General features: G+C 60.7%; 11 protein-coding genes. 6 read left to right on the forward strand and 5 right to left on the reverse strand.

What is annotated here, in order from left to right:
- Positions 1-48: 48 nt before the first annotated feature.
- Both AC1D2N_RS12350 and fhuF read left to right on the forward strand, forming a co-directional pair.
- Positions 49-2,229 (forward strand): TonB-dependent siderophore receptor, encoded by a 2,181-nt coding sequence (locus tag AC1D2N_RS12350; protein ID WP_018516828.1) that lies wholly within the window; start codon positions 49-51, stop codon positions 2,227-2,229.
- Positions 2,230-2,232: 3 nt separating this feature from the next.
- Positions 2,233-2,904 (forward strand): siderophore-iron reductase FhuF, encoded by a 672-nt coding sequence (gene fhuF / locus AC1D2N_RS12355; protein WP_477981349.1) that lies wholly within the window; start codon positions 2,233-2,235, stop codon positions 2,902-2,904.
- 121 nt (positions 2,905-3,025) lie between these two features.
- Here fhuF and AC1D2N_RS12360 read toward each other — a convergent pair whose 3' ends face one another.
- Complete coding sequence (locus AC1D2N_RS12360; protein WP_018516826.1) at positions 3,026-3,517, reverse strand: GNAT family N-acetyltransferase; 492 nt, start codon at positions 3,515-3,517, stop codon at positions 3,026-3,028.
- Between the two features lie 163 nt (positions 3,518-3,680).
- Between AC1D2N_RS12360 and AC1D2N_RS12365 the strand changes: the two genes are divergently transcribed.
- Positions 3,681-4,340, forward strand: coding sequence for a sigma-70 family RNA polymerase sigma factor (locus AC1D2N_RS12365; protein WP_080646133.1), 660 nt, complete (start codon positions 3,681-3,683; stop codon positions 4,338-4,340).
- Here the strand turns inward: AC1D2N_RS12365 and AC1D2N_RS12370 are convergent.
- From AC1D2N_RS12370 to AC1D2N_RS12380, 3 genes are read right to left on the reverse strand one after another with little or no spacing between them, the layout of a single operon-like run.
- Complete coding sequence (locus AC1D2N_RS12370) at positions 4,231-5,418, reverse strand: PLP-dependent transferase (RefSeq protein WP_026242333.1); 1,188 nt, start codon at positions 5,416-5,418, stop codon at positions 4,231-4,233. The genes AC1D2N_RS12365 and AC1D2N_RS12370 overlap by 110 nt on opposite strands.
- Before the next feature lie 10 nt (positions 5,419-5,428).
- Positions 5,429-6,850, reverse strand: a complete 1,422-nt coding sequence (locus tag AC1D2N_RS12375; RefSeq protein WP_477981352.1) for an MATE family efflux transporter — start codon at positions 6,848-6,850, stop codon at positions 5,429-5,431.
- Positions 6,847-7,836 (reverse strand): GNAT family N-acetyltransferase, encoded by a 990-nt coding sequence (locus AC1D2N_RS12380; RefSeq protein WP_026242332.1) that lies wholly within the window; start codon positions 7,834-7,836, stop codon positions 6,847-6,849. The genes AC1D2N_RS12375 and AC1D2N_RS12380 overlap by 4 nt, the downstream gene beginning before the upstream one ends.
- Positions 7,837-8,042: 206 nt before the next feature.
- On the opposite strand from AC1D2N_RS12380, the gene AC1D2N_RS12385 reads away from it, so the two are divergent.
- The 3 genes from AC1D2N_RS12385 to AC1D2N_RS12395 are packed head-to-tail and all read left to right on the forward strand — an operon-like array spanning position 8,043 to position 13,622.
- Positions 8,043-8,261, forward strand: a complete 219-nt coding sequence (locus AC1D2N_RS12385) for an MbtH family protein (RefSeq protein WP_018071314.1) — start codon at positions 8,043-8,045, stop codon at positions 8,259-8,261.
- A 19-nt stretch (positions 8,262-8,280) separates the two neighbouring features.
- Positions 8,281-12,273 (forward strand): non-ribosomal peptide synthetase, encoded by a 3,993-nt coding sequence (locus AC1D2N_RS12390; RefSeq protein WP_026242331.1) that lies wholly within the window; start codon positions 8,281-8,283, stop codon positions 12,271-12,273.
- Positions 12,270-13,622, forward strand: a complete 1,353-nt coding sequence (locus tag AC1D2N_RS12395) for a lysine N(6)-hydroxylase/L-ornithine N(5)-oxygenase family protein (protein ID WP_113543040.1) — start codon at positions 12,270-12,272, stop codon at positions 13,620-13,622. Before AC1D2N_RS12390 ends, AC1D2N_RS12395 begins: the two co-directional genes overlap by 4 nt.
- Here the strand turns inward: AC1D2N_RS12395 and AC1D2N_RS12400 are convergent.
- Positions 13,595-14,314 carry a 4'-phosphopantetheinyl transferase family protein gene (locus AC1D2N_RS12400; protein WP_018516819.1) on the reverse strand — a complete coding sequence of 240 codons (720 nt, stop codon included), beginning with the start codon at positions 14,312-14,314 and terminating at the stop codon, positions 13,595-13,597. The genes AC1D2N_RS12395 and AC1D2N_RS12400 overlap by 28 nt on opposite strands.
- Positions 14,315-14,552: the final 238 nt, after the last annotated feature.

Consider the following 14,552-nt stretch of genomic DNA (forward strand, 5'->3'; position numbering starts at 1 on the left):
ATTTCGCTCCATAGGTTCCGCCCGCATCCGTGGCGTAGGGACCAAGCAATGGCACGTGTTTTTTTGAATGTTTCTAATAATGTATCGCGAATTTATAGAGATAGCCTATTTGTCACGACAGCGATCGTCCTGATCGGCATTGCGGCATCGCCGGCTGCAGGCCAGAGCGCCACCGATGCCAGTGCGACAGCGCTGGAGCCGATCGTCATTCAAGGCGGCGCAGCCTCTGATAGCAAGGCTGACCGGACGTCCGTTGCCGCTAAGAACAGCTCGGCGGCGACCAAAATCAACACGCCGCTCGTCGAGACGCCGCGTTCGGTCTCGGTGACCACCGAGAAGGAAATCGAGCAGCGGGGCGCCCAGAGCATCATCGAGGCCGTGCGCTATTCGGCCGGCGTGACGACAGGACCGAACGGCTTCGATCCGCGCTTCGACCAAATCTTCATTCGCGGCTTCAACATCACGACGGTTGGCGACTATCGGGACAGCCTGCGCCAGCCCTATATCAATTACGGCATGTTCCGCACCGATCCCTATCAGCTGCAACGCGTCGAGGTGATCAAGGGACCGGTATCCGTTCTCTACGGCTCGGGATCGCCGGGCGGCCTCGTCAACAAGATATCGAAGCTTCCGACCGAAGAGCCGATCCACGAAGTCGGCATCTCCTACAGCACCAAGGATCGGGCTCAGGCGATGTTCGACTTCGGTGGACCTATCAGCGAAGGAAATGATGATTTCCTCTATCGCATCGTCGGCCTTGCCCGTCACGGCGACAACAATTTCGATATTGCCGACGATCGCTATTTCCTGGCGCCGTCCTTCACCTGGAAGCCCGACGAAGGCACGTCCTTCACGCTGTACGGCCTGGCGCAGTCCGACGAGACCGATGCCAATGTCGGCGCGATCACGACCGTCGACGGCAAAATTCTCGACATAAGGCAGAGCGATCCCGACTACGACTACCAGAAGGTCAAGCAGCAGCAGATCGGATATCAGTTCGAGCACGAATTCGACAACGGCCTGACGTTCCGCCAGAACCTGCGCTATTCGCATCTCGATCTCAGGGCTCGTTACCTCGGCGTTTCCAGCTGGACCGGGACTGTCGCTCATCGTAACGCGAGTTCGATCCGCGACGAGATGAACGTCTTCCAGGTCGACAACCAGCTCGAGGCGAAGTTCGATACGGGTCCCCTTGCACACACGATGCTGTTCGGCCTCGATTACACCAATCTCCAGTCGAACTGGGGCTACGGTATCGGCGCCGTCAACTCGGCCTTCGATTTCGATATCGCCAATCCGACCTATGGTGTCTCGGGCGCCACGCCGGACTATAACTTCATCGTTGCCGATGCCGATATGCGCCAAGTCGGCGTTTACGCCCTTGACCAGATCGAGGCTGGAAACTGGCGTTTCAACCTCGGCGGCCGCCAGACCTGGGTGAACCAGACGCGTGACACGACCTATCCCTCCTTCGGGTTGAACGACTCGGAAGACGTCAACAAGAACGCCTTCTCCTGGCAAGCCGGCGCGCTTTACCTCTTCGACAACGGCATTGCACCCTTCGTCTCCTATGCGACCTCGTTCGACCCGGTCACCAACCGGTCGGCATCCGGCAAGATCCTGGAGCCGACCGAGGGTGAACAGTACGAACTCGGCGTGAAGTACCAGCCGCCGGGCACCGACATCCTGCTGTCGGCGGTCGCCTATCACATCGTCGAAAAGAACAAGCCGGTGCTGGTCAATCCGCTGACCCTTGCCTACGACTCGCTTGGCGAAGTGACGGGAAAGGGCATCGAGCTTGAAGCGCGCGCGGCAATCGCCGACGGCCTCGACATCATTGCGGCCTACACCTACAACCATTCCGAGGTGACCGGAGGCGACAATGAGGGCAACACGCCGGCCTTCACGCCCGCGCATGTCGCAAGCCTCTGGGCAAACTATACTTTCCAGGAAACCAATCCGTTCAACGGCCTGTCGGTCGGCGCGGGCGTCCGTTATGTCAGCGAGAATTGGACGGATACCGCCAATACCTCGAAGAACCCGTCGAGCTTCTATGTCGATGCATCTGCCGCTTATGATTTCGGCGCGATCGACAAGAACTACGAGGGCCTGACGGCTGCCTTCAATATCCGCAACATTGCCGACCAGCGCGACACCGTGTGCAACGAGGGCTTCTGCTATCTCGGCCAAGGCCGCAACATGACGGCGACCCTGAAATACCGGTGGTAATAGATGGCGCCGGAGACGACCCGAGCGCTCCTGCCCGCGACGTTGGTCGCTGATCATCCCGTCGCCCACCAGGCCGTCGACGACGAAATCATTGGCCGATATGCGCAAAAGTTTCCGGACAGCGACCGTCGTGCGATCGTCTCCATGTGGACGCTCTACTATTTCAGCATGCTGACGATCGCCCCCAGCCTCCACATGTTCGTGCACCGGATCGGGCTGCCGTTGGAGATCGACGGGCTTTCGCTCGTCTGCAACGAGCATACGGGCGAGCCGGAAGCATTCGTGATGTCCGAAAGACCAGACGTTACCACCGAGCCCGCCGGCGAGCTTCACCGGCTGATGCGCCGCCACGCCGAACCGGTGATCGCGGCGATCGCCGTCAATGCCGGCGTCGCTCCGAAGCTTCTCTGGAACAATGTCGCGGCATATCTCTCCTGGATTCTCAAGGAGATCGCCCATCGTCACGAGCCCGGCCTCGTCGAAGGCGGCCTGGCGCCGCTTGAAGAAGCTGCATGGCCATGCGGCGGGCGCAATCCGATGTTCGGCATGATCCGCATTGCACGACAGCAATGCGGACTGGAGTTCGCTCGCCGAAAGGTCTGCTGCCTGCGTTACAATCTGCCGGGCGTGGGTGGCTGCGGCGAAGCCTGTCCGCTGCCGGACGGGCGCCATTAGCTCCTGTCGGCTCGCCAAGGTCCTGAAGAGACGATGGATGGCAGTCGGCGATGACGAGAAGGGCCGCTCCAATGTAGCGCGCTGGTCATTGCCAACGCGCCAGGCAGAAATTCCTGTCGCCTCAAAACACGGCTTCACCTGCCTCGACGTCGGCGAGCGGCTTGACCATGAACAGGCATGGATGATCCTCGTGCCAGAGCTTTGCAAAGACCTCCGCCCGCACAAAGCCGTTCCGGTCATAGAAGCGCCGCGTCGCCTCGAACTGCGGTTCGTCGCGGTCGCGCGGGGCGAGAGTCTTGACGGTCAGAAGTCGGGCACCCGATTCATGGCCGAAACGTTCGGCCGCATCGATGAGATGGCGTCCGGCGCCGCGACCGTGATGTTCGGGTCGTGTCGCAATCAGCGCGATCTCGACGGCGCCGGGCGGGTGGGGCTTCAAGGCCATCAACGCTGTCACGACGTCGGCTTCGACATAGCCGAACACCGGCAGGTCTTCGATCGCCTGGGCGCTCGCTTCGATGATCTCAGGTTCTGAAAACCAGTCGGGCAAAGCCCCCATGATCGATCGGCAGAGCTCCGCCTTGCCCGTCAGGATCTCCACTGTCCTTCCCATTTTTTCTCGCTTTCATCAGGTCGATTTAAACTTGACTCTTGTTATCACCTTAAAATAGACACTGCAATCAAATCGTGTACTTTCCTCGGAGAAGGAACGCCAAAACCGCATCGACCAGCAACGACAGAGCCTGATTTTCCATTTGTAAAAAGGGTACAGGACAATGCACACATTGCATCGTGATGTGAACGGAAATGCCGTGGTCAACGCCATGATCGAAAACAAGGAAAAACTCCTCAAAACGATTGAAAGCGTTGTCAAATCAAAGTCATATTCCGAGGATATATTTCAGGATGGAGTCATTAAAGCCTATGGGGTCAAAACTGACGGCATTCGTTGCCCGATCGGTTACGCCTTCCGGATGGTCTATAATCTCGCACTCGACGAGAGCCGCCGGCGACGTCAGCAGATGAACAACTATAGGTCGATCGACCAGGTTCAGGAGATCACGGCTCCCATCCCCACCGTGCTCGACCAGCTTGTCGCCGCCGAGACTTTGCGCAATGTGCTTGCCTCGCTCGAGGCGTTGCCGAAGCGAACCAACGATGCCTTCATTCGCCATCGCCTCAACGGCGTGCCGCAGAAGGATATTGCAGCCGAACTCGGCGTCTCAAGGACCCTCGTCAACTTCATGATCAAGGCGGCAGAGGAGCATTGCCATCTGGCAATTACTGAGCCTGCTTCCCGCCCCGACCATGCGCACCGACAGGACCCTACCGCTTCGCGGCGTGCAGCGCCTGCTGCAAATCACTCCACAACAATTCCGGCTCTTCCAGGCCAACGGCGAAACGAACCGTCTGCTCGCTCACACCGAACCGGATGAAGGAGGTCATCCGGTCGGGGATCTGCAACGCGACCTTGGCGGGGACCACCAGCGTTTCTGGTCCCCCCCAGCTGACACCGAGGCGGATATCGCGAAGGCTATTCACAAAACGGGCGACATCGATATCGGGATTGAGGTCGAAGGCGAACAGCCCGGCATAACCCGTGAGCGTTGCCCGTCCGGAATGCTCCTGGAATGCCGGGTGACGAACGCGTGCGATCGCAGAATGCTCCTTCAGCCGCCCGGCCAGCAAAAGCCCGCTGCGCTCGTGCTCCTTGAGACGGACACGCAGCGTGCGCATGCCGCGCAGCAGCAGCCAGGCCTCGAACGGTGACAGTTTGGCGCCGACATAGGGGTAGGATGTTGAATTGATCCTGGCGATGGCCTCCTTCGAGCCGACGACGACGCCGGCGACCGTATCGCTGTGACCGCCGAGATATTTCGAGGCGGCGTGAATGACGATATCGACGCCATGCTGGATCGGTTTTTGAAAGAGCGGCGTTGCCCAGGAATTGTCGATGATTGTGGTAACACCGGCCTCCTTTGCCATGGCCGACAGCGCCGCAATGTCCTGAAGCTCGAAGACGAAGGATGTGGGGTTTTCGAGGTAGAGCAGCTTGGCGCCCGACAGGGCCTTGCGGACCTCGTCGTGGTCGGCGGGATCGACGAAATCCACCGCGACACCGAGCCTGCCGAGCAGCTTCACCAGAAGGCGGTAGACATCGTTGTAGAGATGGCGAACGGCAACGACCCGGTCTCCCGCCTCAACGAGACTGAGAATTGTCGAAGTAATGGCGGCCGTTCCGCTCGAGAAAGCGCGCCCATCCTCTGCGCCCTCGAGGCGGGCGACCAGGAGTTCGAATTCGCGGACCGTCGGATTGTCGCCGCGCGAATAGATATAGTTGCGAGTGCGGCCGGCGAAGACATCCTCCATCGCCTCGTAACTGTCGTAGGTGAACAGCGACGTCTGGAAGATCGGCGGAGACACGGCGTTGAATGCCGCCGGATCGACAGGCGTAAAGAGATCGTCAGCGGCCGCATGGGCGCCAAGGTCGTGCGGGTTGATCGACTGGTTCATGGTCATCCTCTCATGGACAAAAGCTGGGATATGGACGGATGGAGGTCAGATGATCGGCAGCGCGCTGCCGGAGCGCGCGTAGCGTCCTCATCAGGCAGACGGCCGACAGCAGGCCGGTCAGGGCAGAGGCCAGGAACATTGCTGCCAGCAAGCCTGAAAAACCGAAGAACGGCGGCAGGAGAGCCAGCAGCGGAAACAGAGGATAGCCATTCTGCGCCAGACCGATGGCAACCGCCGCTTTCGCTCTGCCCTGAGCCTGGAAGAGGATCAGCACCGTTTGCCGCAGGCCGAACAGCAGAAGCGGAAGGTGGGTTGCGACGATCGCTTGCGCCGCGATCCCGATCACCGTCGCATCGTCGGTGAAAAACGAGGAAAGCTCTTCGGAGAAGGCGAGCGCGGCCAGCCCGTAAGTGCCACTCACCGCAGTTGTGACCGCTGTCAGGATGCGGGCGGCCGATAGCACTCGGGCCGTATCGCCTCGACCCCAGGCAAAGCTCAGGATCGACTGGGCCCCGAGTGAAATGCCGATGACCGGGAGCGTTCCCACCGCAAGCAGCCGCAAGGCAATCCCGACACCGGCAATGCCGGCTTCTCCGTGATATGTGCCGGCGAGCGACACCATTGCCGCAATCGCGCCTGCGGTCGCGAGACTGGTCAGCGTCGTCGGCGCGCCCACAGCAAGCACAGGCCTGAGATAGCCGATATCTCTCCACTGCCAGCCAAACGCCAGCCGGACCGTCCCAAGCCGCCTGGCGTGGTAAGCAGCATAAATGCAAAGTGCCACCAGTTGGGACAGGATGGTTGCGATCGCAACGCCCTGCAGGCCGAGGCCGAAGCCAAAGATCATGATTGGGTCGAGGATCATGTTCAGCGCAAAGCAGGCGACCAGCGTCCACATGCTGAAGCGGGCATTGCCCTCTGCAATCGCCAGGAAATCGAGAATGATCTGCGCCATCGTAAGCGGCACCGAGACCGCAATGATCATCAGATATTGCTGCGCGAGCGGCTGAAGGGCAGGCGTGGCGCCGAACAGCAGCAAATCTGGAAATGCGAGGATTGCGATGGCGCTTGCCGCGCCGAAGGCGACGCCGGCAGCAAGGCTGACGGAGGCAATGGCGCCAGCCCGGGATCGGTTGCCGGCTCCGAGCGTCCGCCCGACCTCGGTTGCGACACCGACGCCGATCCCTTCCCCGAAGGCCGCGACGAGCATGAGGACCGGCAGGACGATCATGATCGCCGCGATCTGATCTTCACCGATCATTCCGATGAAGATCATGTTGATCGTGTGATGGGCGGCGTTGATCGACAGGCCGAACATCGCCGGCAGTCCAAGCCGAAGCAGCAGCCTGAAAAGCTGGGGACTGGCAAGGTCCTCCGGTGCGAGGCGCTGCCGTCTCCGGAAGCTGCCGCTTGCGTCGCTCATGTCGTTCATGACGCGGGCACCCAGAGACGATCACCGAAGAAGCGCTCGCGGCCGAGCACTACGAGGAGCGCCCGCTTGTGCGGAAAATCGAAATGCTTGACCTTGGCAAAACCCGAGCGGTCGAGGTTGCGGATCTGCTGCTCGTGACTGGCGCGCGGCTCGCCGACGATACGCTTCGTGCGCGGATCGTCGAGGAAGATGAAATGCATCAGCGAAGGAAGCCATGCGCTGATCCATTTCTTGCCGCGATAATCGGGCTCGCCGATCGCCACATGCCATCCACGATCATAGTCGTCGGCGTCGTAAAAGGGACCGAGACGGTTCTCCTTTGCCCAGTAGACTTCGAAATAGCCGAAGGGGATATCCGCGAAACTGCCGATCAGCGGCAGGACATGCGGATCGGCGATCCTCTCCTCCAGAATCTCCCGATGTTTGTCGATCGAGCCTGCATCCTCCCAGATCATGTTGACCTGTTCGTCGTTCATCCAGCGATGAAAGACGGCAAGATCGGTCTCGGCATCGGCCACGGTGAAGGCGATTTCCCGTTCCAGCCAGGGGATGAAACGCTGGTAGACCGTGCCCTTCGGCTTTGCGGGTCGGCGCGGATGATACCGGCCCGCGGTCATCTCCTGCACGGGCGGCAGCGGATAGGACAGCTGCGGCAGCCAGAGCGATGGCCATTGCCATAGGATCGCCGAATCGAGCCTTCCGCCTGTGCCGGCAATGTGTCTGGGAAGGCTTGTCTGATGCCCTTCGAAGACGACTGATGTAATCGAGCGATCTTGTGCCGTCACCGCTTCGGCGGCCGCCATCAGAAGCTCCGGCGATTGCACCGGATCTCCATGGTAGAAGGTCACCGACGTTATGCCGGCTTCGACCTCGAATGCGGCTTCGTGGTGGCCGTAGGCGGTCTTGAGGTGAATGAGATTGGGTGCGAGGCTGATGTAGCTGCGCGACTGCAAAGCGCGCCTTTGTTTGACGGCGTCGAAATCCATGATGTTCTCCTTGGCCGGTTCGCGGGCCGGTCGGGCTCTCGGCGCTGCGAGCATGAAGCGTGCTCCTGTGCCGATTTAGTAGAATGACGATCCATCTCCCGCTGGGTTTAGGGGTAAGCGAAGAAAAAAATTCTCATCAATTTTCTAAACTGCAGCCTGCCGGATCCGTCACTTGCGCATGACCATCATCACCGCAGGAGCTGCGAATGGATAATCTTGAGCCTCACGACGATCTTTGGATCGCCGTCATCGACACCGAGCGTCGCTACTCGGTCTGGCCGCAGGACAAGCGGATTCCCTTGGGCTGGGAGCCGGCGGGCTTTGCCGGCTCGCGCCAGCAATGCCTGGCGCATATCCGTGACGTCTGGGCGGACCCGCGCCCTCTCTCTTTGCGCTCGGCAATCGCCGGCGACGCGCGTCTCTGAAAACGGCTGGATGGCACGGATGAACAAGCAGATCACAAACTTCGCAGATGCCTACCCGACCGATGTCGCAACGGACGCGGTCTTCGAGAGCTTTCCGCTGACGATCGCGCAGAAGCGTATCTGGTCGCTGGAGCAGATCGGCAACTACACGGTCTTTCCCGACCAGGTCATTTCGCTGCGATTGAGCCCGGCGGTCGACGTCAAGACGATTGCCGGCGCCTGCCGGACGCTGGTGGCGCAACATCCCTCCCTTGCCACCCGATTCCGACGGCTGGCGGGCGGTCGCGTCGAACAGTACTGCGGCACACTAAATGCTGTGCCGATCGAGATTGTCGGTGAAGGTGCTGCTCTTGCCGAGCCGGATGCTTGGGCCGAACAGAAAGCCTTCCGCGACAGACGCTTCGATCTCCTCAGCGGTCCGCCGGCACGTGTTCAGATTGTCTTGCTTGCCGACGGACAGTCGCTTCTGACGATCGTGCTTCATCCAATCATCTCAGACGATCGCGAGAAGTCCGTTCTCGCCGGCTCCCTAACGCGAATTCTCGATGGCGGACCCGCCGGCGACACGCAGCTGACAGATATATTGGCCGGAACACGAGAGGCCGAGTGGCTGCAGACAGAGCAGGCGCAGCAATCCCTCTCCTACTGGCGGCAAACGATCGGCCTCGACTACGCGGCCACGACCTTTCCCACCCGCTTCAACAGTGGCGGGCTGGCAGGCGTGGCACGCGCTCAGCATCGATTTTCGATCGAACCCGGTCTCTGGGAAAAGCTCGATCGACATGCGCAGCAAAAGGGATATCAAGTCGAGCGCGTGTTGCATGCCGCCTTTTGCGCGCTCCTGGCACGCTACAGCGGCAACTACGCCTTGCTGACCGGGCTCCTGATCGCGCGGCCGCAGAAGGAGCACCTTGCGATCCGCGGCCGTGCCGAACAGATCCTTCCCCTCACCCTATCGCTAACATCCAGAAATTCGCTCGACGATGTCATCACTGCGATCACTTCGGTAACGCAGGAGGGGCTTGCCCGGCTGGTTCCGCTGGAGCGCATCACCCAGGAACTGGTCGTCGACGAAGCGGCGGCCCAGGAAGCGGTGGTCAAGGCCCTGTTCGAATTCCGCGAGCCGTATGCGATCCCCAGGCACGCAACAAATCTGGCGCCCCTGGGCGCGCGCGCCGACAGCGAGCTTTCCCTGGTGATCGAAGCAGGTCTGGATGGTGCTGCATCCGGGCTGATCGATTATGCACACGATCTCTATGACAGCGCCCTGATTGCCCGTGTCTCCCGGCATTTCATCCTTGTGCTCGAGCAGATCGTTGCGCGGCCGAACGTGCGGATCAAGGACATCGAACTTGTGGGCAGCGACGAGCTCGACCAGTTGTCGGCGCCCTACGAAGATGAGGTGGTCAACGATGACAGGCCGGTCCACGAGCTGATATCAGCCCATTCGCGCCAGACGCCGGAGAAGACGGCGATTGTCTACGGTGACGAGGAATGGAGCCATGGCTGGCTGGAGGCCGGCACCAACCGTCTCGCACATCGGTTGCGTCAGCTGGGCGTTCGCGCCGAGGTGACGGTCGCCATCTTCATCAAGCGCTCGCCAGAGGCAATCGTCGGGATCCTCGCGACGCTGAAGGCGGGCGGCGCCTATATCCCGGTCGAGCCCGACCATCCGCCGGTACGCAACCATCACATTCTGCGCGATGGCGGTGTCAAAATCGTTCTGACCCACAGCTGGCTTCGCCATCGGCTGCCGGAAGAGCTCGACGCCATTATCCTCGACCTCGACAAGATCGACCTCGACGGCGAGCCGGATACGCCGCTCGATATTCCCACTCACAAGGATCAGCTGGCCTATGTCATGTATACCTCCGGATCGACCGGATTGCCGAAGGGCGTGGCCGTCGAGCACGGCCCGCTGACGCACCATCTGCAGAACACCTCGCGTGTCTATGGCATGAGCTCGGCGTCCCGTGAGCTGCCGTTCCTGCCTTTCAGTTCGGACGGCGGGCACGAGCGATGGATGAACCCGCTGATGGAGGGCGGCAGTATCATTCTTCCCGATCAGCCGCTGTGGACGCCGGAAGAGACATTGACGGCCATGCGCAAGCACGGCGCCAACAATGCCAGCATTCCCACAACCTATCTGCAGCAGCTGGCGGAATGGGCTGATATTTCAGACGGCGCGCCCCCAATGCGCCTTTATTCCTTCGGCGGCGAGGGGCTGGCGCAACCGACCTTCGATCTGCTGTCGCGGGCGCTGAAATCGGAATGGCTGATCAACGGCTACGGGCCGACCGAAACCATCATGACGCCGATGGTCTGGAAGGTGAGGGCGGGCACGAAGTTCCAGGGGGTCTATGCTCCCCTCGGTCGCGCTGTCGGGTTAAGGCGCGTCTATGTGCTCGACCCTGACCTCAATCCGTGCCCGATCGGCGTGACGGGCGAACTCTATATCGGTGGTGAGGGTATCGCACGCGGCTATCTCGGCAAGCCGGATACGACGGCGGACCGCTTCATCCCCGATCCGTTCTTCACGGAGGGCGGCCGGCTTTATCGTTCCGGCGATCTGACGCGTTGGCGTGATGACGGAACCGTCGAATTCGTCGGTCGTGTCGACCATCAGGTGAAGCTTCGTGGCTACCGGATCGAGCTCGGCGAGATCGAAGCGGCTCTCCTCCAGCAGCCGGGTGTCGGCGAGGCTCTGGTCGTCCTGCGCGATGACGATCCCGGCGGTGAAAAGGCGCTCGTTGCCTACGTCGTCCCGAAGAAAGACGAGACGCTTGACGTCGAGACGACCCGCGCCGGCCTCGAGCGCAGTCTGCCGTCCTATATGGTGCCGGCTGCCGTGGTAGAACTGGAAAAAATGCCGACCAATCCGAACAGCAAGCTCGATCGATTTGCGCTGCCGGCGCCGCAACCGGTTAAGCGCGCAATCGTCGAGCCGGCAACCGTGCTCGAAGAAGAGGTGCTGGATGTCTGGCGGCAGGTACTCAAGTTGGAAGCAATCAGCGTCGAGGACAATTTCTTCGCGATCGGCGGCAATTCGCTCGGAGCGATCCGTATTCTTTCCTTGCTCCGGCAGCGCCGACCGAAAACCCCGCTCATCGTCGCCGATATCTTCAACAACCCGACCATTCGCTCGTTTGCCGGCGTGATGGAGCAGGGGGATCAACGGGATCTCTCCGAGGTGATCGTGCTGCGCGCTTCCGGCGCCAAGCCGCGGCTCTACTGCTTCCCGGGGCTTCTCGTCAGCACCCGCGAATATGTCAAGCTCGTCGACTATCTCGGAGCCGATCAGCCGGCGACCGGCTTCATCTGCCACTCGCTCTCCGAGAAAAAGGCAGTCGGCGCTCCGGTCGAAGAGATCATCGAGAGCTATGTCGATTATATCAGGACACATAGTCAGGGCGCGCCCTGCTATTTCCTCGGCTGGTCCTGGGGCGGGCTTCTGGCCTACGAGGCTGCCCGCGCCCTCGGTGATCAAGTCGACGTCAGGATGATGGCGATGGTCGACGTTTGCGATCTCGGATCGGAATTCGCGATCGGCGCAAAGCCGAGGTTCCGGCCCGGCGAGCGCGATGAACTTCATCGAGACGTGCAGGCGTGGCTTGGAAGAACGGCGATGCGTCCCGAATGGGATCGGCTGCTGTCGACGATGGACGCGGATACCTACGACCAGTTCCTGCGTTTTGTCGGCGACGAAAAGGACCCGCTTCCAAACGACGGGCCTGATATCAGCAGTCGTGAGCATACGTTTTGGGTGCTTATCGACAATGCCCTGATCTTCCGCAAGCACCAGCTCGTTCCTCACGATGTACCGATCTATCCCTGGGCTGCCGACGACAGCCTCAACCGCGGCCTCAACCTGATCGACTGGCGCCGCCTGTCGCCGCGGGCGCATGCGGCCGAAATCATCACCGGCACCAACCATCTGCACATGATCGGGTCTCCCGCCTTCCACTCAAGGCTTGCCCTGCGTCTCAAGGAAACAGAGAAGGATATCGCATGACCGTCGCTTTCGCCCGCAGGGATGCCGAGCCGCTGGATATTGCCGGCATCGGCATCGGCCCCTCCAATCTGAGCCTCGCCTGCCTGTTCGAGTCGGTGCCCGAGATCAGAAGCCGCTTCTTCGAGCGACGAGACTCCTTCGACTGGCATCCCGGCATGATGATGCCCGGCGTCGAGCTGCAATCGTCCTTTCTGAAAGACCTCGTCACCCCGGTCCTGCCGACCAGCCGCTGGTCATTCGTCTCCTATCTGGTTGCCCATAAGAGGCTCTACGCTTTCCTTAACGCCAATTATGAGGCCGTTCCCCGGCAGGAATTTGCACGTTATCTCGCCTGGGTCGCCAACGGCGTGGACGGCCTGCGCTTTGGCACGGAGATCCGCGACGTCGAGCACCGCGACGACCGCTTCTTCCTGCGGTTCGACAACGGACAGGAAGAAGCGCGAAACCTGGTGATCGGCACGGGATCTTCACCCTTCGTGCCCGACTGGGCAAAACCGTTTCTAGGGGCCGATTGCTTTCATAACAGCGAGGCCAAATCGCGTCTCGGCGATCTCGGCACCGCCCGCATCGTCGTGGTCGGCGGCGGTCAAAGCGGCGGCGAGGTCGTCGAAGCCTTGCTTGGCGATCCCGGTTCCATGACGGAGCTGACATGGATCAGCCGGCGTCATAATTTCGAGCCGATCAACGATACGCCGTTTTCGAACCAGGTCTTCTCACCGGAATACGTCCAGGCCTATCTGAAGCTCGGCGGCGAGCAGAAGCAGGCCGCTTTGAAGAACTCGATCCTGACCAGCGACGGCCTGTCGATTTCGACGATTCACTCGATCTACCGCCGCCTCTATGCGTTGCGTTATCTGGAACCGAGCACGCTCAATGCCTCTCTGGCGCCCAATCGCGATGTGATTCAGATGGAGCGGAACGGCAATGCCTACCGGCTCATCGTCAGGAACCAATTCGACGGCGGGATCGAGGTGCTGCATGCAGATGCGGTGGTGCTCGCCACCGGCTACCGGTTCCGACTGCCGGATGCTCTCGGCTCGCTGGGCGAAAGGATAACGCTCGACAGAAACGGCTATCCGCTTCTCAATGACGACTACACGATGCAGTGGACGGGTCCGCGGACCAACCGGCTGTTTGCGCAGAATGCGGGGCGATATTCGCACGGTATCGCCGACTCTCAGCTCAGCCTCATGGCCTGGCGCAGCGCAACCATCGTCAATACGCTTCTCGGCCGGCAACATTTCGATGCTGAACCCGACAATGGGCAACTGGCCTGGGCGACGGAGACCGCTGCCGCAATGCCTCATCAGCTCCGAGCCGGCTATTCGGACGGCATGTTATCGTCCTGAAATAGGCGTGTCGAAATGCCGGGGAGCCCGGACTGAGAGCAAGCAGCCAGCGCGACGACGTGCTGGCTGCCGCTTTCGACCAGACGGTGATGCCATCGTCGATCGCGATCGCCGCCTTCGACCATGACGGGGATGCCATCCCTCCAGGAAAAGGCGACGTTGCGGGGATCCTCGCGTAGCCCGACGCCGAGTGCCTTTAGATGGCTCTCCTTAAGGGTCCAAAGTGCAATGGCCGCGCGCGCGCGTTCGGACGCAGGCAATTCCACGAGCCAGCGCCGTTCATCTGCGCTGCAATAGCTATCCATTGCCGCCTCTTCGATCTCGGCGTCGACGCGCTCGCAATCTATTCCCACGTAATCACATCCTGAAGCGACAGCGACGGCGACAAGCCCGTCAGCATTGGCGAGGCTGAATTGCGGCCTATCAGGACCCTCAAGCCTCAGCTTGCCGTGCCTGTCTGGAGACAATGGGACCTTGCTCGGCGATATCCCGGTCTGCAGGCTCAACAGTTGCCGCAAGAGATACCGGCCGGCAATGAACGATGCCCGATCTCGTTCAAACCGATAGCTCGCGGCGCGACCCCGTTCATCCGATGAAAGCGACTGCATCCAGCGGTTCCAGTCGCCTCCGCTCTCGGAATACTGCCAGAGCGCTATTTCAATGTCGGCAGGTTGGTTTTCTGATTGCTGCATGGACCCAGTATGTGTTCCGTGGATCGATTGGCAAGCATGCAGGTACTTGCCGCCGTTGCAGACAGCAGGAGAGTTGCGTGAACGGATCGGCGTTTCCCGTCTTGAAGGCGATCGGACATTCCAACGTTCGTTCTCCGTGGCGAAGATGACCAGATCGTGCCGATCCGAATCAATGTCGATCGATCCTCTTCTTGGTATCGAGACCTGATGTGGTGAGATTTTCGCTCGCCATGGCTGC

It is taken from the genome of Rhizobium sp. P1_B8 (genome assembly GCF_056406515.1).